General features: G+C 75.6%; 11 protein-coding genes. 3 read left to right on the top strand and 8 right to left on the bottom strand.

Annotated features, from left to right (window positions below):
* Nucleotides 1–22: 22 nt before the first annotated feature.
* Complete coding sequence (locus C1N80_RS01570) at nt 23–652, top strand: hypothetical protein (protein ID WP_137769163.1); 630 nt, start codon at nt 23–25, stop codon at nt 650–652.
* A 4-nt stretch (nt 653–656) separates the two neighbouring features.
* Here the strand turns inward: C1N80_RS01570 and C1N80_RS01565 are convergent, their stop codons facing one another.
* Complete coding sequence (locus tag C1N80_RS01565; protein ID WP_137769162.1) at nt 657–1,895, bottom strand: phosphodiesterase; 1,239 nt, start codon at nt 1,893–1,895, stop codon at nt 657–659.
* A gap of 156 nt (nt 1,896–2,051) precedes the next feature.
* Nucleotides 2,052–2,312, bottom strand: a complete 261-nt coding sequence (locus C1N80_RS01560) for a hypothetical protein (protein WP_137769161.1) — start codon at nt 2,310–2,312, stop codon at nt 2,052–2,054.
* Nucleotides 2,313–2,390: 78 nt separating this feature from the next.
* Here C1N80_RS01560 and C1N80_RS01555 point away from each other — a divergent pair, with 78 nt between their 5' ends.
* A complete protein-coding gene (locus C1N80_RS01555) occupies nt 2,391–3,593 on the top strand; it encodes a serine/threonine-protein kinase (protein ID WP_137769160.1) in 1,203 nt (400 codons plus the stop codon).
* A gap of 34 nt (nt 3,594–3,627) precedes the next feature.
* Here C1N80_RS01555 and C1N80_RS01550 read toward each other — a convergent pair whose 3' ends face one another.
* Genes C1N80_RS01550 through C1N80_RS01535 form a run of 4 tightly spaced genes read right to left on the bottom strand, consistent with a single transcriptional unit; the run spans nt 3,628 to nt 10,797 of the window.
* Entirely contained in the window at nt 3,628–5,211 is a 1,584-nt protein-coding gene (locus tag C1N80_RS01550; RefSeq protein ID WP_137769159.1) for a serine hydrolase, read from the bottom strand.
* Nucleotides 5,208–6,005 (bottom strand): SWIM zinc finger family protein, encoded by a 798-nt coding sequence (locus C1N80_RS01545; protein WP_137769158.1) that lies wholly within the window; start codon nt 6,003–6,005, stop codon nt 5,208–5,210. Before C1N80_RS01545 ends, C1N80_RS01550 begins: the two co-directional genes overlap by 4 nt.
* Nucleotides 6,002–9,124: a DEAD/DEAH box helicase gene (locus C1N80_RS01540; protein ID WP_137769157.1), complete on the bottom strand. Its 3,123-nt coding sequence runs from the start codon at nt 9,122–9,124 to the stop codon at nt 6,002–6,004. The genes C1N80_RS01545 and C1N80_RS01540 overlap by 4 nt, the downstream gene beginning before the upstream one ends.
* Nucleotides 9,125–9,159: 35 nt before the next feature.
* A complete protein-coding gene (locus C1N80_RS01535) occupies nt 9,160–10,797 on the bottom strand; it encodes a chromosome partitioning protein (protein ID WP_137769156.1) in 1,638 nt (545 codons plus the stop codon).
* A 150-nt stretch (nt 10,798–10,947) separates the two neighbouring features.
* Here C1N80_RS01535 and C1N80_RS01530 point away from each other — a divergent pair, with 150 nt between their 5' ends.
* Nucleotides 10,948–11,718 (top strand): protein phosphatase 2C domain-containing protein, encoded by a 771-nt coding sequence (locus tag C1N80_RS01530; protein WP_137769155.1) that lies wholly within the window; start codon nt 10,948–10,950, stop codon nt 11,716–11,718.
* Between the two features lie 624 nt (nt 11,719–12,342).
* On the opposite strand, the gene C1N80_RS01525 is transcribed toward C1N80_RS01530, so the two are convergent.
* Complete coding sequence (locus C1N80_RS01525) at nt 12,343–13,089, bottom strand: winged helix-turn-helix domain-containing protein (protein WP_137769154.1); 747 nt, start codon at nt 13,087–13,089, stop codon at nt 12,343–12,345.
* A gap of 165 nt (nt 13,090–13,254) precedes the next feature.
* A complete protein-coding gene (locus tag C1N80_RS15870; protein WP_255430893.1) occupies nt 13,255–13,386 on the bottom strand; it encodes a hypothetical protein in 132 nt (43 codons plus the stop codon).
* Nucleotides 13,387–13,559 lie beyond the last annotated feature (173 nt).

The raw sequence follows: 13,559 nt of genomic DNA, 5'->3' as shown, positions 1-13,559 counted from the left end.
GACCGCTCGGTAGGATGGGGCCGTGGCCAGCACCTTCCCACCTGATCCGGATGAGATCGACGCCCCGGACGAGGCCTCCGCACCGGAGGCGACCGTCGACCCCCTCGAGATCGGCACCACCGTCCCCTGGGACGGCAGCTCCCCGGCGACGGCCGCGCTCGCCGCGCTCCTCGGCACCGTCGCGCCGGAGGGCACCCTTCGCCTCGTGATCCAGCGCCTCGCGCTGCACGAGCACGGGGAGCGCCGCGGCACCCACCACGTCGCGGACGCGATCACCGACGTCGGCGGCAACCTCGTGGTCATCCCGCTGCGCGAGCGGGTGCTCGCGGAGCCGGACCTCGCCGAGCGCCTCACCGCGGCGATGGACCGCCTGCAGGCCGACGTCGACGCGGAGCTCCACCTGCCCGGCGGCGCAGGGGCCGACTCCCTCGAGGTCGTCCTCGACGCCGACGGCGAACGGCGCGTGGCGCTGGGCCTCGGCATCGAGGTCACGCCGCAGGAGGCCGACGCCTTTCCGCCGCATCCCGCGGTGCACGACGGCGCCCACCACATCGCCTACGACGCGCCCGCTCTCGACGAGCTCCGCGACCGCCTTCGCCCGCCGGAGCCCGGGCTGCTCCCCCGCCTCTGGGCCCGACTGCGCGAGCGCTGAGCCCTCAGGCCGGCGCGGGGGAGCGCAGCGCCCGGCCCGTCGCGGCGGGCAGCGGGAGGTCGAGCGCGGCGGCGAGGGTCGCCCCGAGATCCGCCCAGCTCCCCTCGACGGGCGAGGTGGGCAGGCCCGGCCCCGCGAGCAGCGCCGTCGAGACCGCGGAGGGGTCGGTCACCGCGCGCGGCCCCGCGTAGTACGGATCGTCCCCGTCCACGAGCGGCCGGTTCGTGGGGGACAGGCCCACGACGGTCCCCGGCGCCCCCTCGAGCACCGCGATGACGTCGGTCTGCCCCGTGGCGCCCACCCCGTCGTCGACCTCGCGCAGCGTGAGGTGATGGTGCTCGGCGAGCTCGCCGAGCACGTCGAGGGCCAGGCGGCGCACCGCCTCCCCCTCCTCGCGCCGCACGTGCAGCGCCCCGCGCGGGCCGTCGGGCCAGACCAGGGCGCGGAAGGACGCGAGCCGCGGGCCGTCCGTGCGGATCAAGCCGCGGGCGGCGAGCGCCGTGTTCGGGTGCACGAGCAGCACCGTCGGCACGAGCGGGCGCCCCGGGACCAGGACGGTGCGATCGTCGCGCCCCGCCCCGAAGGCCGCGGCGATCTGGGCGACCGCGTCGAGCAGGTCCGCGAGGGCGCGGCGCACGGCGGGGGAGCCGATCCCGTCCTCCCGGCGCGCGCGGGCGAGGCCCGTGAGCCGCACGGCCGCGAGGCCGACGGGGGAGCGGGTGAGCACCTCCGCCGCGATCTCGGCGACGAGGGCGTCCGGGGGGACCTGCGAGAGCTGCACCCCGGCCTCGCGGCGCGGCGCGAGGTGCTCGGCGACCATGCGCGGCGAGCTCGTGGACTCCGCCATCTCCCAGCGGTTGCGGTAATGGCGCACGTCCTCCACGAGCGGGAGGCACAGGGACACGCCGGCGCCGGCCGTCGCGGGCCATTGCAGGGCGGCGGTCACGGCGCCCTCGCCCTCGGCGGCGTCGAGCAGGGTGGGGGCCGTGAGCGCGGAGGCGTACCAGGCGGAGACGACTCCCGGGGCGCCCGGTAGGAAGGGCATCTCCGAGGCGACATGGGTGCGGGCGACCGTCGTCCCCGTGAGCACGGAGGCGAGCGCGGGGGCCGGCTCGGAGGGTCCGCCGGGGCGGACGGTCAGCTCCCCGGCCATGGCCGGCACGCGGGCGGCCTCGCGCAGCGGCGCGGCGTCCTCCGGGGCGAGACCGTCCACCGCGAGGAGAAGGGTGCGTCCTGACCTCATCGCCATCCCTCCCCCGTCCGCCGGCGCCTGTGCGGAGCACGCTAGGGAGCGGGGATTTCCGCGGTGCGAGGACCGGATGAGCAGGGAGGGGCGCGGGGGTGAACACGAGGTGCGGAGCGGGCGGATGCCCTCACCCCGGGCGTCGGGCGACGGGCCTCAGCGCAGCTCGGGCGCCGTGGTGTCGGTGCGGCCGGCGTCCGCGTCGAGGCGGCGGCGCATCAGCGCGGCGGCCTCCCGGTCCCGGCGCACGGCGTCGTCCACGAGCGGGGTCGTGTCGAGCTCGGGCTCGTCGGGCTGCAGCAGCATCCAGACCGCGGAGCCGATCGTGAGCAGGAGGGTCCCCAGCAGCAGGAGCAGCAGGATCATCCAGGAGAAGGCCACGGGGTCCAGGAAGCCTGCGAGGCCGTCGCCGCCCATCGGATCCCCTCCTCCTGCGTCCACACCGGAGCTGCCAGGATAACGCCGGGGCGACGCCGCCGATATGCTGGCCCCCTTATGGCAGATGTGATCGTGGGGCGGTTCGCGCTCATCGACCTGATCGCCACCGGCGGTTCCGGGTCGGTGTGGCGCGCCTGGGACGCCAAGGCGCAGGCGGTGTGCGCGGCGAAGGTGCTGCGCCAGCGCGACTCGGCGGACCTCATGCGCTTCGTGCGCGAGAAGGGCGTCAGCTTCGACCACCCGCACCTGCTCACCCCCTACGGCTGGGGCGCGGAGGACGAGCACGTCGTCATCGCCATGCCGCTCGTGAGCGGCGGGACCCTCGAATCGGTCGTCAAGCGCCGCGGGAAACTCTCCGAGCCCGCCGTCGTCGTCATCCTCGACCAGCTCCTCGACGGCCTCGCGCACGTGCACCGCGAGGGCTGGATCCACCGCGACGTGAAGCCTGCGAACATCATGTTCGAGGCCCGCGGCGCCGCGAGGCCCCATGCCCGGCTCGCGGACTTCGGCATCGCCGTGCACGAGTCCGACGTCCGCTTCACGCACGTCGGCATGGTCAACGGCACCCCCGGCTACATGGCGCCCGAGCTGTTCTCGATGGCCGAGCCCACCCCCTCCCACGACCTCTACGCGGCGGGGGTGGTCGCGCTCGTCGCGCTCAACGGGCCGCTCAAGCTGCACGACGGCGCCTTCCGCCCGGAGGAGCTCGACCAGCACCTGCGCGGCGTGACCCCCAAGCTCTCCGCCGTGATCCGCGGGCTGCTCGCCGCGCAGCCGGACCAGCGCTACCAGGACGCCGAGGCCGTGCGCCGCGACCTGCCGCGCGTGCCCTCGGGATACCCGCTCACCCTCGCCGACGGCACCCCGCTGCGCTTCGACGACACCCTCGCACCGATGCCGGAGAACGCCCCCGGCGTCGCTCGCCCCGAGCGGCCCGCGCAGTCCGCCGCCGCGCCGTCCCTCGAGGCGATCCGCGCGGGCCGGGTGCAGCAGGGGTACGTGCCGACGACGGCCTCCGCCGCTCCCGCTCCGCAGGGCCGGGCCCAGCACTCCCCGGGGGTGCCGTCGCCGGGGGTCGGCTCCCCGCAGACCGGCCAGCAGTGGGCCGGGACCGGCTACACGGGGACGGGCGCCACCGGCACGGGGACCGGCCAGCGGCCCGCGGACCGCACCGGCACCTACATGGCGATCGGGATCGGCGGCGGCTCCGCCCTCGTGCTCGGCGCGATCGTCGCCGCGGTGCTGCTGTCGGTGTTCTGAACCCTGTCTTCTGAACCCTGTCTTCTGACGCCCCTCACCGCGCGACGGCGGTGACGTCGAGCGCCTGCAGCAGCGCCTCCCGGCGCGGGTCCAGCAGCAGGTCCACCTGCACGTCCACCGGAGCGGTCCCCGGCACGCCGTCCCCGCGGCCCGCGAGGCGCCAGCGCAGGTGGGCGCGGCTCAGAGCCCGCGCCGAACCCGGGGTCAGCGTCTCGAGGTCCGCGGCCGAGAGCCCGGCCGCGGCGAGGGAGGCGTCGAGCCGACGACGGCGCTCGACGAGCGGAACGTCCAGCAGCATCGAGTCCGCGAACCACGCCTCCACGAGGGCCGGGTCGTCGGTGCGCAGCCACTCCAGGGCGCCGGCCGCCGCCTCGAGGGCGCGCGGAGCGGCCTGCGGGGCGCGGCGCGCGAGCAGGGCGGGGCTGTGGCGGCGCAGGATCCGCAGCGCCTCCATCGACAGCGGGGTCGCGGGGGCGTACTTGCTGTTCGCGAGGGCCACCATGCCGACGCCGCTGTCGCGGTGCCACACCATGAACGAGCCGTAGCCGGGGTAGCCGCCCGAATGGGAGATGACCTCGCCGAGGTCCGGGAAGGTCTCGACGACGAGGCCCATGCCGTAGGCGCGCACCCGGTCGAAACCGGGGGAGCGGCCGTCCTCCCCGGCGGGCAGGGCGGCCCACGGCTGGAGCCGGTGGCCCTGCTGCATCTCCCGGCGGGAGGCGATCGAGAGCAGCCCCGCGTGCTCGCCCGCGGCGGGGGCTACTGCAGGGGCGTCGGCCGCGGCGAGGAAGCGCGCCCAGGCGGCGACGTCGTCCACGGTCGAGAACAGGCCGGCCATCGCGCCGTACACGCCGGGGGAGTCGAGCGGCACCTGCTCGAAGCGGGTGGCATCGGTGCGGTCCGCGAGGCGGTGCCCGGTGGCGAGATGGGCGACGTCGACCTCCGCGGCGGACCACCCCGTCGCGTCGAGCCCGAGCGGCCCGAGGAAGCGGCGCCGGATCTCCTCGGCGTAGGGGGTCCCGGTGACCTCGTCGATCACGCGGCCCAGCAGGGCGTACCCGGTGTTGGAGTACTCGAAGCCGGTGCCCGCCGCGTGCACGTGGCCGAGGCCCCCGGCCAGCACCTCTGCGAAGCGCTCCCGGGTCATCGCCTCCTGCCGGTCGCCCCAGGGGTTGTCCGTGACCAGGCCCGCGCTCATCGTGAGCAGGTGGCGCAGGGTGACCTCCGGGTCGTCCGGCTCCTGCTCGAAGGCGCCCGCCGCCTCGGGGACGTGCACAGAGACCGGGTCGTCCAGGCGCAGGCGGCCCTCGTCGCGCAGCGCGAGCACGGTCGCCGCGGTGAAGGACTTCGTCATCGAGGCGATGCGGGAGACCGTCGAGCGGTCCATCGGGGAGGAGCCCGCGGCCGGGCTGCCCGCCTCGAGCGCCCGGTGCCCCGCGGCCCCGTGGGCGAGCACGGCGTCGGTGTGCGCGTGACCCCCGATCACGGCCCAGGTGATCCCCGCAGTGCGGTGCGTCGCGACGGCCTCCTCGAAGAGCGCGGTGATCTCGCGGAGCGCCTCCTCGGGGACGGTGCTTCCTGCGGCGGAGGGGTCGGGCGCGACGTTCGGGGAGGTCATGGCTCCACTGTAGGGGGATCCGGAGTGGTGCCCTCGGGCTCGCCGTCCTCGAGCTCGGCGGCCGCGAAGAAGCTCGCGAGCAGCGCCGCCGGGGGCTCGCCGATCACGGCGGCGAGCGGCGCCGGGTCCAGGCGCCGCGGATCCACGGCGCCCTGCCCCGGAGTGCCCTCGCCCCCGGCGCCCGGGGAGCCCGGCTCCGCCTCCGACGCATCCTCCGGGTCGTCGGCCCCTGCGCCGGAGGGGACGCCGCCCGCCGGAGCCTCGTCCCGCGGCGCGATCAGGTCGCCGAGGGACAGGCCGCGCAGGGTCAGCAGGCCCGTCGGGTCCTCGTCCACGGACTCCACGAGCACGTAGACGAGCGCCGCGACGTGCCGGCACGGGCCCGGCCAGTCGAGGCACGAGCAGTCGTGGGAGAGCTCGGAGGCGCCGCGCGGCAGCAGCGAGACCTCCTCGCGGGCGAGCTCCCGCTCGATCTCCTCGGGGTACGTGCCGCTCGCGAGCCGCGCCGGCAGCTCCGGGTGCGCGCGGGCGATGCGCAGCACCACCGCGCGGTCCGCCCCGACCAGCGGCGCGAGGTCGAGCTGCGCCTCGTGGACCTCGCCGTCGGCGCCGAGCACCGCGCCGCGGGCCCGGCCGGGGGACAGGTCCAGCCACTGCACGCGGCCCGCGCGGGCGTCGGCCCGGCCGCCGCTCGCCCGGCCCGGGCCCAGCAGCAGCTCCGCGGCGGTGCGGAGGGCGACGGCGTGCCAGCCCTTCCCGATCGCGCCGCGCCGTGATCGCAGCGGGATGCTCATCCGTCGCCCTCCCAGGAGTCGGCCGCGTCGAGGCTCAGCAGGTCGCGCAGGGCCGCGTCGTCGAGGGAGGCGATCCAGTCCTCCCCGGGGGCGATCGTGAGATCCGCGAGCTGCTGCTTGTCCGCGAGGACCCCGTCGATCCGCTCCTCGACGGTCCCAGCGGAGACGAGCTTGTGCACCGTGACGTCGCGGCGCTGCCCGATCCGGAAGGCGCGGTCCGTCGCCTGGTTCTCGACCGCCGGGTTCCACCAGCGGTCCAGGTGCACGACGTGGTTCGCGGCGGTGAGGGTGAGCCCCGTGCCGCCCGCGCGCAGGCTCAGCAGCATGAGCCCCGGCTCGTCCGTGCGCTCCTGGAACCGCGCCACCATCGCGTCCCGGTCCGGTTTGGCGACGCCGCCGTGGAGGAAGGGCACGTCGATCCCGTAGCCCGCGAAGCGCTCCTCCCAGTACGGGGCGAGCAGGTGCCCGAACTGCGTGAACTGCGTGAACAGCAGCACCTTCTCGCCGTCCGCGAAGGCGTTCTCGAGCAGGTCGTCGACGAGCTCGAGCTTCCCCGAGCGGTGCGCACCGCCCCGCACGAGCGCGGAGCCGTCGCCGAGGTAGTGCGCGGGATGGTTGCAGACCTGCTTGAGGCGGGTGAGCGTCGAGACCACGAGCGCGCGGCGCTGGTTCTCGGCGGCGCCGTCGACCGAGGCCATGAGCTCCTCGACGATCGCCTCGTAGAGCCCGGCCTGCTCGGGGGTCAGGTTCACGACCCGGGTGAGCTCGGTCTTCTCGGGGAGGTCCTTGATGATCGAGCGGTCCGTCTTGACCCGTCGCAGCACGAAGGGCGAGGTGACGAACTTCAGCCGTGCGAGCGCACCCTCGTCCCCCTCCTCCTCGATCGGGTCGGCGATGCGCTCGGCGAACTGCGCGGCGCTGCCCAGCAGGCGCGGGTTCACGACCTCCATGAGCGAGTGCAGGTCCCCGAGCCGGTTCTCGACCGGGGTGCCCGTCATCGCGAGCCGGTGCGGGGCCTGCAGGCTGCGGGCGGCGCGCGTGACCTGCGTGCCCGGGTTCTTCACGTGCTGCGCCTCGTCCAGCACGATCCGGTGCCAGGGCACGGAGCGCAGCAGCTCGAGGTCCCGGGCGAGCAGCGAGTAGGTCGTGAGGACCACGTCGTGCCGCCTCGCGAGCTGCGCGAAGCCGGCGTCGCGCAGCCGCGCGCCCCCGTGGTGGACGTGCACCCGCAGCTGCGGGGCGAAGCGCGCGGCCTCCCGCTGCCAGGCGCCGACGACGGACATGGGGCACACGAGCAACGTCGGCCCCGGCGCCGGTGAGTCGTCACCCTGCTCGCGCTCGCGGCACAGCAGGGAGAGCACCTGCATCGTCTTGCCGAGGCCCATGTCGTCGGCGAGGATCCCGCCGAGGCCCAGCCGGTCCAGCGCCCACATCCAGTCCAGGCCGTCCTGCTGGTACGGCCGCAGCGTCGCCTGCAGCGTGGCGGGGGAGGGCAGCGTCTCGGGACCGCGGCCGCCGGGGAGGAGCCGCGCGAGGCCCTCGCCGCCCGTCGAGGTCATCGCGTCGTAGGCGAAGCCCATGTCCGCGGCGTCGGGGGAGAGCAGCAGGGAGAAGATCTCCGCCCAGGTGGTGTCACCCGTGAACTCCGCCGGGGTGAGCCGCGGCTCCGGCTCCGGCTCGGGTGTCCCGGGTCCTCCGGCCTCGCCCTGCCGTCGGGCATCCTGCGCGCGCCGCCATTGCTCACGGCGACGCTCCGCGGCGGCCTGCTCCTCGGGTGTGCGCGGTCGTCGCGGCTGTCCCGTGCGGGCGGCGAAGGCGTCGAGGAAGCGCTCCGCGGCGCGCAGGGTCGTCGTGTCCAGCCGCACCCACTGCCCGCGCAGGTGGACGATCTCCGACTGCGCCTCGCGTATCTCCTCCATCTCCTCCTCGGTGAGCTCCGTGTCCCCGACGGCGACCCGCCAGCGGAAGCTCGCCATCGCCCCGATCCCCACGCCGGAGCCCTTCTTCCGGGCGTCCTCGGGCTCGTCCGCCTGCTCGGCGCGCACGGTCGTGCGCTGGGCGGTCCAGCCGCGGGGGAGGAGCACGGTCACGGCGGCCCGCTCGAGGGCGGCGGCGTCCTCCGCGAGCAGGGTGGAGACCTCGGGGGTCGTGAGGACCCAGTCCAGCCCCGTCGTGTCCACGCGGGCGCCCCGCACCACGGGGGAGCGCTGCATGATCGCGGCGGCCGCCTCCGCGGCGCCCGCGGCGGTGAGGCCGCCGACGGCGCGCAGCGCGTCCACCGGGTGCACGGTGCCGTCCTCCTGGCGCAGGCAGGTCTGCAGCAGCCAGTCGGTGCTGCCGGGCTCCGGCTCGAACAGGCGCACCACGAGCTCGTCGTCCGTCGAGGCGAGCACGACCGCCCGGCCGGAGTCGCGGAACGCCTCGAGGGCGGCGGCGACGGCCCGCTGCGCCGGCAGGTCCCCGCCGAGCTCGCCGTCGGCCGTGAGCGCGGGCAGCACGCCGAGCGGGTCCTGCTCGTCCCCGTCCCTGTCCTCGGCGCCTACGCTCCCGACATGCGCGGCGAAGGCGGCGCGGGCGCGGGCGTCGACGAGCGCGTCGAGCAGCGGGGGCCGGTCCGGGTCCGGTCCCCGCCAGACCAGCCCCGCCAGGCCGTGCCGCTCCGTGCCGAGGATCCGCAGGTCGCGGCGGGCCACGAGCCGGGCGGCCTCGACGTCGAGCACGGTCGCCGCCTGGAGATCGGGCATGGCGGCGACGTCCTCGCCGAGCAGCACCGGGGTGCCCTGCGCGATGAGGGCGCTCACCCTCTCGAGGGCGTCCTCGCCGAACCGCGCCTCGAGCAGGGCGCGCACCGCCTCCACGAGCCCCACGAGCTCGGGGCCGGTGAGCGCGGCGGCCGGCACGCGGCGGTCCGGTGCTCCTGCGCGGCCGCGCAGCCGCACCCGGTGGCGCAGACGATCGGGGAGCACGGCGAGCGCCGCGGCGAGCGGCTCGGGGGCCGTCTCCTGCAGCGCGGTGAGGTCCTCGGCGGCGCGGGCGCGGCCCGGTGCCGTCTGCTCCCGCACCCACAGGGCGGGGCCCAGGTCGTCGTCGACGACGAGGTGCAGGTGACGGGAGGGCATCGCAGCAGTGTGGCCGTCGGGTCCGACGGACGGGCTCAGAGGCCGTCGATGATGAGCGCGGTCGCGTCGAGCCAGGCGTCCTTGGTGCGCGGGTGGATCCGCGACCAGTCCAGGTGCGAGCCGTCCACGAACTGCTTCTCGAAGGGCACCTCGACGACCGCGCGGGTGTGCGCGCCGAAGTGCGCGAGCAGGCGCTTGCGCAGGGTCGGGTCGAACTTCCCGGCGGAGCCGTGGGACAGGATCGTCACGGCGTGGTCGACCTGGCCGGCGAGCCCCGTGGCGCGCAGCTCGTCGATCATCCAGGCGGCCGCGTTGAAGGTGTCCTCGCGGACGGTCGAGACGATGACCAGCTGGTCCGCGTTCTCGACGGCGGCGAGCCAGTTCGAGGCGCGCACGTTGTTGCCGGTGTCGATGACCTTGATCCGGTAGAAGCGGGAGAGCGAGTCGTTGAGCTCGCTGAACGCCTCCGCGTCGATCGAGGCCATCGAGCCCGGGTCCTCGTCCGAGGCGAGGATGTCGAAGCGCATGCCGCCCTGGGGGCGCACGTAGGGGTCGAGATCCGCGGCGCTCGCGTGCGGGCCCTGCATCCTCTCGATGTCGTGGAGCAGGTCGACGACGGTGCGGTGGTGGTCCGTGGGCACGCCGCGCCAGCCGAGCGTCCCGCGGGTCTCGTTGTTGTCCCAGGCCAGCACGTTGCCGCCGCGGGTCACGCCGAGCGTCGCCGCGATCATGAGCGAGGAGGTGGTCTTGTGGGCGCCGCCCTTGAGGTTCACCACCGCGATGTTGCGGGGGCCCTCGAGGGGGCGGCGGATGCGCTCGAGGCGCTCGTGCTCGAGGCGCTCCTTGCGACCCGGGCGCGGGGAGATCCGGCCGCCCGTGAGCTTGGTGAGCGTGCCCTGCCATCCCTGCGCGGCCTTGACGTGCACGCCCTTCGCTGTCGAGGACTGGAGGTCCTGCAGCGTGGGTCGCGAGGCGGCGGCGGCCGTGACGGAGGGGAGCGGGCGCGCGGCGGGAGCGGGGGCGGCCGTGGGGGCGGCGGTGGTCGACGCGGCGGGGCGCCCCGGGACGGCCGACGGCGCGGGCGCCGCGGAGCTCGCCGATGCGGCCGACAGAGCCGAGCCCGCCGATGCGGCCGAACGGGCCGAGCCCGCCGATGCGGCCGAACGAGCCGACGCCGCGGAGCGCGCCGCGGCGGGGGCCCACGGCGAGGGGGCGTCGGCCGCGGAGGCGGTGGTGTGCTCGCCGTCCTGGTCTCCCGCGGGCGGGAGCGCGGCGGCGCGGCGGCGGTGGGCGCGGCTGGGGCGCACGCTCCCGTCCTCGTCCAGGGCGGGGTGCTCGTCGGTCGCGGGGGAGCCGATCGCGGCGTGCTGACCCGTGGTCTCCGCGGCGGAGGGGGCCTCGAGGGGGGTGTCGGCGGAGGGGCCGTAGAAGGGGCGGTCGTCCGCCTCGCGGCCGGTGATCCGGCCCGAGGGCTCGACCCGCAGGTGGTGGTGCACGTCCGGCTCGACGATGACGACGTCGACGGGGGCGTCGGCCTCCTGGGCGGCGGTGATGAAGACCTGCTTGACCCGGGACCGGATCTCCACCAGATCCTCGCCCTCGAGCTCGACCGTCCCCGCGGGGAGATGCACGGTGGCAGAGGTGTCGGAGGTGATCCGCGCCTGCGCGATCATCGATGGTCCCTTCCCAGGTCCGGACGGCCGGCGCCCGGACGGCGCGACACGCGTACCGCACCACTGTACGGGCGCCCGGCCCCCGCGTGCCCGCCCGGGGCGCCGATGGTGGACGGCGCCACTCCCGCGGCCGTCGGCTAGCGTGACGCCATGCGCGCCCGCCTCCTGACCCGAGCCGCCGCCCCCGAGGACCCGGAGCGTCCGAACGAGGACGTGGCCGGGGTGCTCGGCGCCGCGGCCGTGCTCATCGACGGGGCCGGGATGCCGGCCCGGTTCCGCGCCGGCTGCTCCCACTCGGTGGCCTGGTACGCCCGCACCCTGACCGCCCGCCTCCTGCTCGCCCTTCAGGACGAGGGCGCGGACCTGCAGGGCAGCCTCGCCCGCGCGATCGGCGAGGTCGCCGCGCTGCACGCGGGCACGTGCGATCTGGACCGCGGTGGCCCCTCCGCGACGGTGCTCGCCGTGCGCGTGCGCAAGGGTCTCCTCGAGCACCTCGTCCTCGCGGACTCCTCCGTCCTGCTCGAGCGCGCCGACGGCACGATCGAGCGGATCAGCGACGAGCGGGTCGAGGAGACGGTCCGCGCGCACCGTGACCCGGAGGTGGTCGAGTCGCTGCGCAACGCCCCGGGCGGCTTCTGGGTCGCGCGGCACGAGGTGGAGGCGGCAGGGGAGGCGCTCGTGGGCGCCGTCCCGCTCGCGGACCTGCACCGCGTGCACCTCGTCTCCGACGGGGTCACGCGCGCGGTGGACCTGCTGGGGCTCGTGGACGACGACGGCCTCGCCGCGGCGCTGCGCACCGATCCCGAGGCTCTGCTCGACCGGATCCGGGAGGCGGAGCTCGGGCTCGATCCCGCGCGCCGCCAGTGGAAGATCCACGACGACGCGACGCTCCTGGTGCTCGAGGGCCTCGACGAGGCCTGAGCGCCCACAGCCGGGACGATCGCCCTCTGTGGCGAAGGGCACGCCGCGCCCGCGGGCGTCCCGGGCGGCCGGCCCCGCCGAGGGCTCGGCAGAGCGGGAGGAGTCCAGGCCGGGCGTCGTTTCTGACGACTGCCCACGAGTCCGGGCCGCTGCTCACTTTTTCAACGTTTTCTCAGTTACTGGGTGCTACCTGCGAAAACATGTCGGCGTCATGCGTTGTCACGAGGCGCGGAGGGGCATAGACTCGCTACCGAGCGGACGGCCCGGAGGGGTCTTCGGGGGAGGCCCCGGAGGATCCGGGACGAACTGCTCGAGGGGGCTCCTCCGCGGCGCCCCCGGTGATAGCTTCATAGATGTGCCGCTTCTCAGGACCCCCCTCATGGGGAGCGGCCGGACGGGCTCTGTGCCAGGTTCCCCCACCTTTGGCTGCCCGTCCTGCCTGTTCGCCCGCACCCACCCCTGACGGACGACAGGCCTGATGAGCGGTCCGTGAGCCCCCGCCTCGTGCGGTTGAGCGCTCCGGGCCGCTCATCTCTTTCTTCTCCACCCCGTCGCGCACGCGCGCGAGCCACGACGGCGGCCGCCCCGGGACCCGATCCCGGGGCGGCCGCCGTCGTCCTGCGCTCAGGCGCCGAGGATGCTCACGTCACTGCCGGGATCCAGGCGATAGCCCGCCCCGCGCACCGTCGAGATGAGCTTGCGGTAGCGACCGAGCTTGGTGCGCACACGACGCACGTGCACGTCCACCGTGCGCTCACCGGTCTCCTCGGGCGCACCGGCCCAGACCGTCTCCATGAGCTCCTCGCGGGAGACGGTGCGTCGCGCGTTGCGTGCGAGATGGGCCAGCAGCTCGAACTCCTTGTAGGTGAGGTCGACGTCCGTGCCGTCGATCCGCACGCGGCGGCCGTAGAGGTCCGCGATGAGCGAGTCGTCCGGGGCGGAGGAGGCGCTCGACGGGCTCACGGCCGTGGCCTGCAGGGCGCGGCGGCGTGCGGCCTCCGCGTCCCGGCGGGCCGGGGAGTTGGGCGAGACGACCCCGCCGCGGCGGGGACGCAGCGGGCTGATCGCCGCCTCGCCGGTGCGGCGCGGCGGGAGCGAGCGCACGGCGCCCGTGGCGCGGAACGTGTGCGGGCTGTTCACCGAGACCGACGTGCGGCCCTGGCGGGTCGCGGTCTGGCGCTGGGCGTGGCTGCGGAGCTCGTCGGCGATGAGCGCCGCCTCCACGTCGCCGGTGCCGGCGGGGAGGGTGAGGGTCAGGGTGATGGTGACGCCGTCCTCCACGGGGGCGGCGGCCCGCTGCAGCGGACGGCCGGTGACCGGGCGGGCATGCGTGCGGTCGAGGGTGGCGGGGCGATCGAGGGCGATGGTCATGATGCGGATCTCCAGGGTGCGGCGCGGTGCGCGGCGGGTGGTGGATCCGGGATCCCTGCGTGATCCTGCCGGTGGCGGATCGAAGGGGCTGTACTCCCGGGGGCACCTGGAGCCCGCGCCTTCCGGCCGGCTCCTGTCAGCCGACCCCGTGGGTGTCTCGAGCGATCAGAGGCTCGGCTGACGGCGCATCATGCGCATCATCATGCACATCATCATCATCGAGCACATCATGGCGCGGGCAGCCCGGAGGGCGGCCGGCGCGGGGCGCACTACGGTGCGCGTGCTGATCGATGACATGCCAGGAAGCATGCCGGGAAGCCGCCCCGGGAGCAAGGGGCTGTTCACATTCCGGGACCGCGAGAGGGTCAAAAGGGCTCTGACCTGTGAGTTCCCTGGAGCCTGATGTGTCACGCCGGCCCGGACGCACAGCGCCCGCCGTCCCCGGGGTGGGGACGGCGGGCGTGCAGGGG

The organism is Brachybacterium sp. SGAir0954, assembly GCF_005490785.1.
GTDB lineage: Bacteria > Actinomycetota > Actinomycetes > Actinomycetales > Dermabacteraceae > Brachybacterium > Brachybacterium rhamnosum.
Note: the sequence above shows the minus strand (reverse complement) of the source record. Positions and strands in the feature narration are given on the sequence as shown.

Bases quoted from the DNA above. Each gene is read 5' to 3' on its own strand.
- C1N80_RS01555 (WP_137769160.1), top strand. From the start codon at position 2,391: ATGGCAGATGTGATCGTGGGGCGGTTCGCGCTCATCGACCTGATCGCC.
- C1N80_RS01565 (WP_137769162.1), bottom strand. From the start codon at position 1,895: ATGAGGTCAGGACGCACCCTTCTCCTCGCGGTGGACGGTCTCGCCCCG.
- C1N80_RS01540 (WP_137769157.1), bottom strand. From the start codon at position 9,124: ATGCCCTCCCGTCACCTGCACCTCGTCGTCGACGACGACCTGGGCCCC.
- C1N80_RS01545 (WP_137769158.1), bottom strand. From the start codon at position 6,005: ATGAGCATCCCGCTGCGATCACGGCGCGGCGCGATCGGGAAGGGCTGG.
- C1N80_RS01530 (WP_137769155.1), top strand. From the start codon at position 10,948: ATGCGCGCCCGCCTCCTGACCCGAGCCGCCGCCCCCGAGGACCCGGAG.
- C1N80_RS15870 (WP_255430893.1), bottom strand. From the start codon at position 13,386: ATGTCATCGATCAGCACGCGCACCGTAGTGCGCCCCGCGCCGGCCGCC.
- C1N80_RS01550 (WP_137769159.1), bottom strand. From the start codon at position 5,211: ATGACCTCCCCGAACGTCGCGCCCGACCCCTCCGCCGCAGGAAGCACC.
- C1N80_RS01560 (WP_137769161.1), bottom strand. From the start codon at position 2,312: ATGGGCGGCGACGGCCTCGCAGGCTTCCTGGACCCCGTGGCCTTCTCC.
- C1N80_RS01525 (WP_137769154.1), bottom strand. From the start codon at position 13,089: ATGACCATCGCCCTCGATCGCCCCGCCACCCTCGACCGCACGCATGCC.
- C1N80_RS01535 (WP_137769156.1), bottom strand. From the start codon at position 10,797: ATGATCGCGCAGGCGCGGATCACCTCCGACACCTCTGCCACCGTGCAT.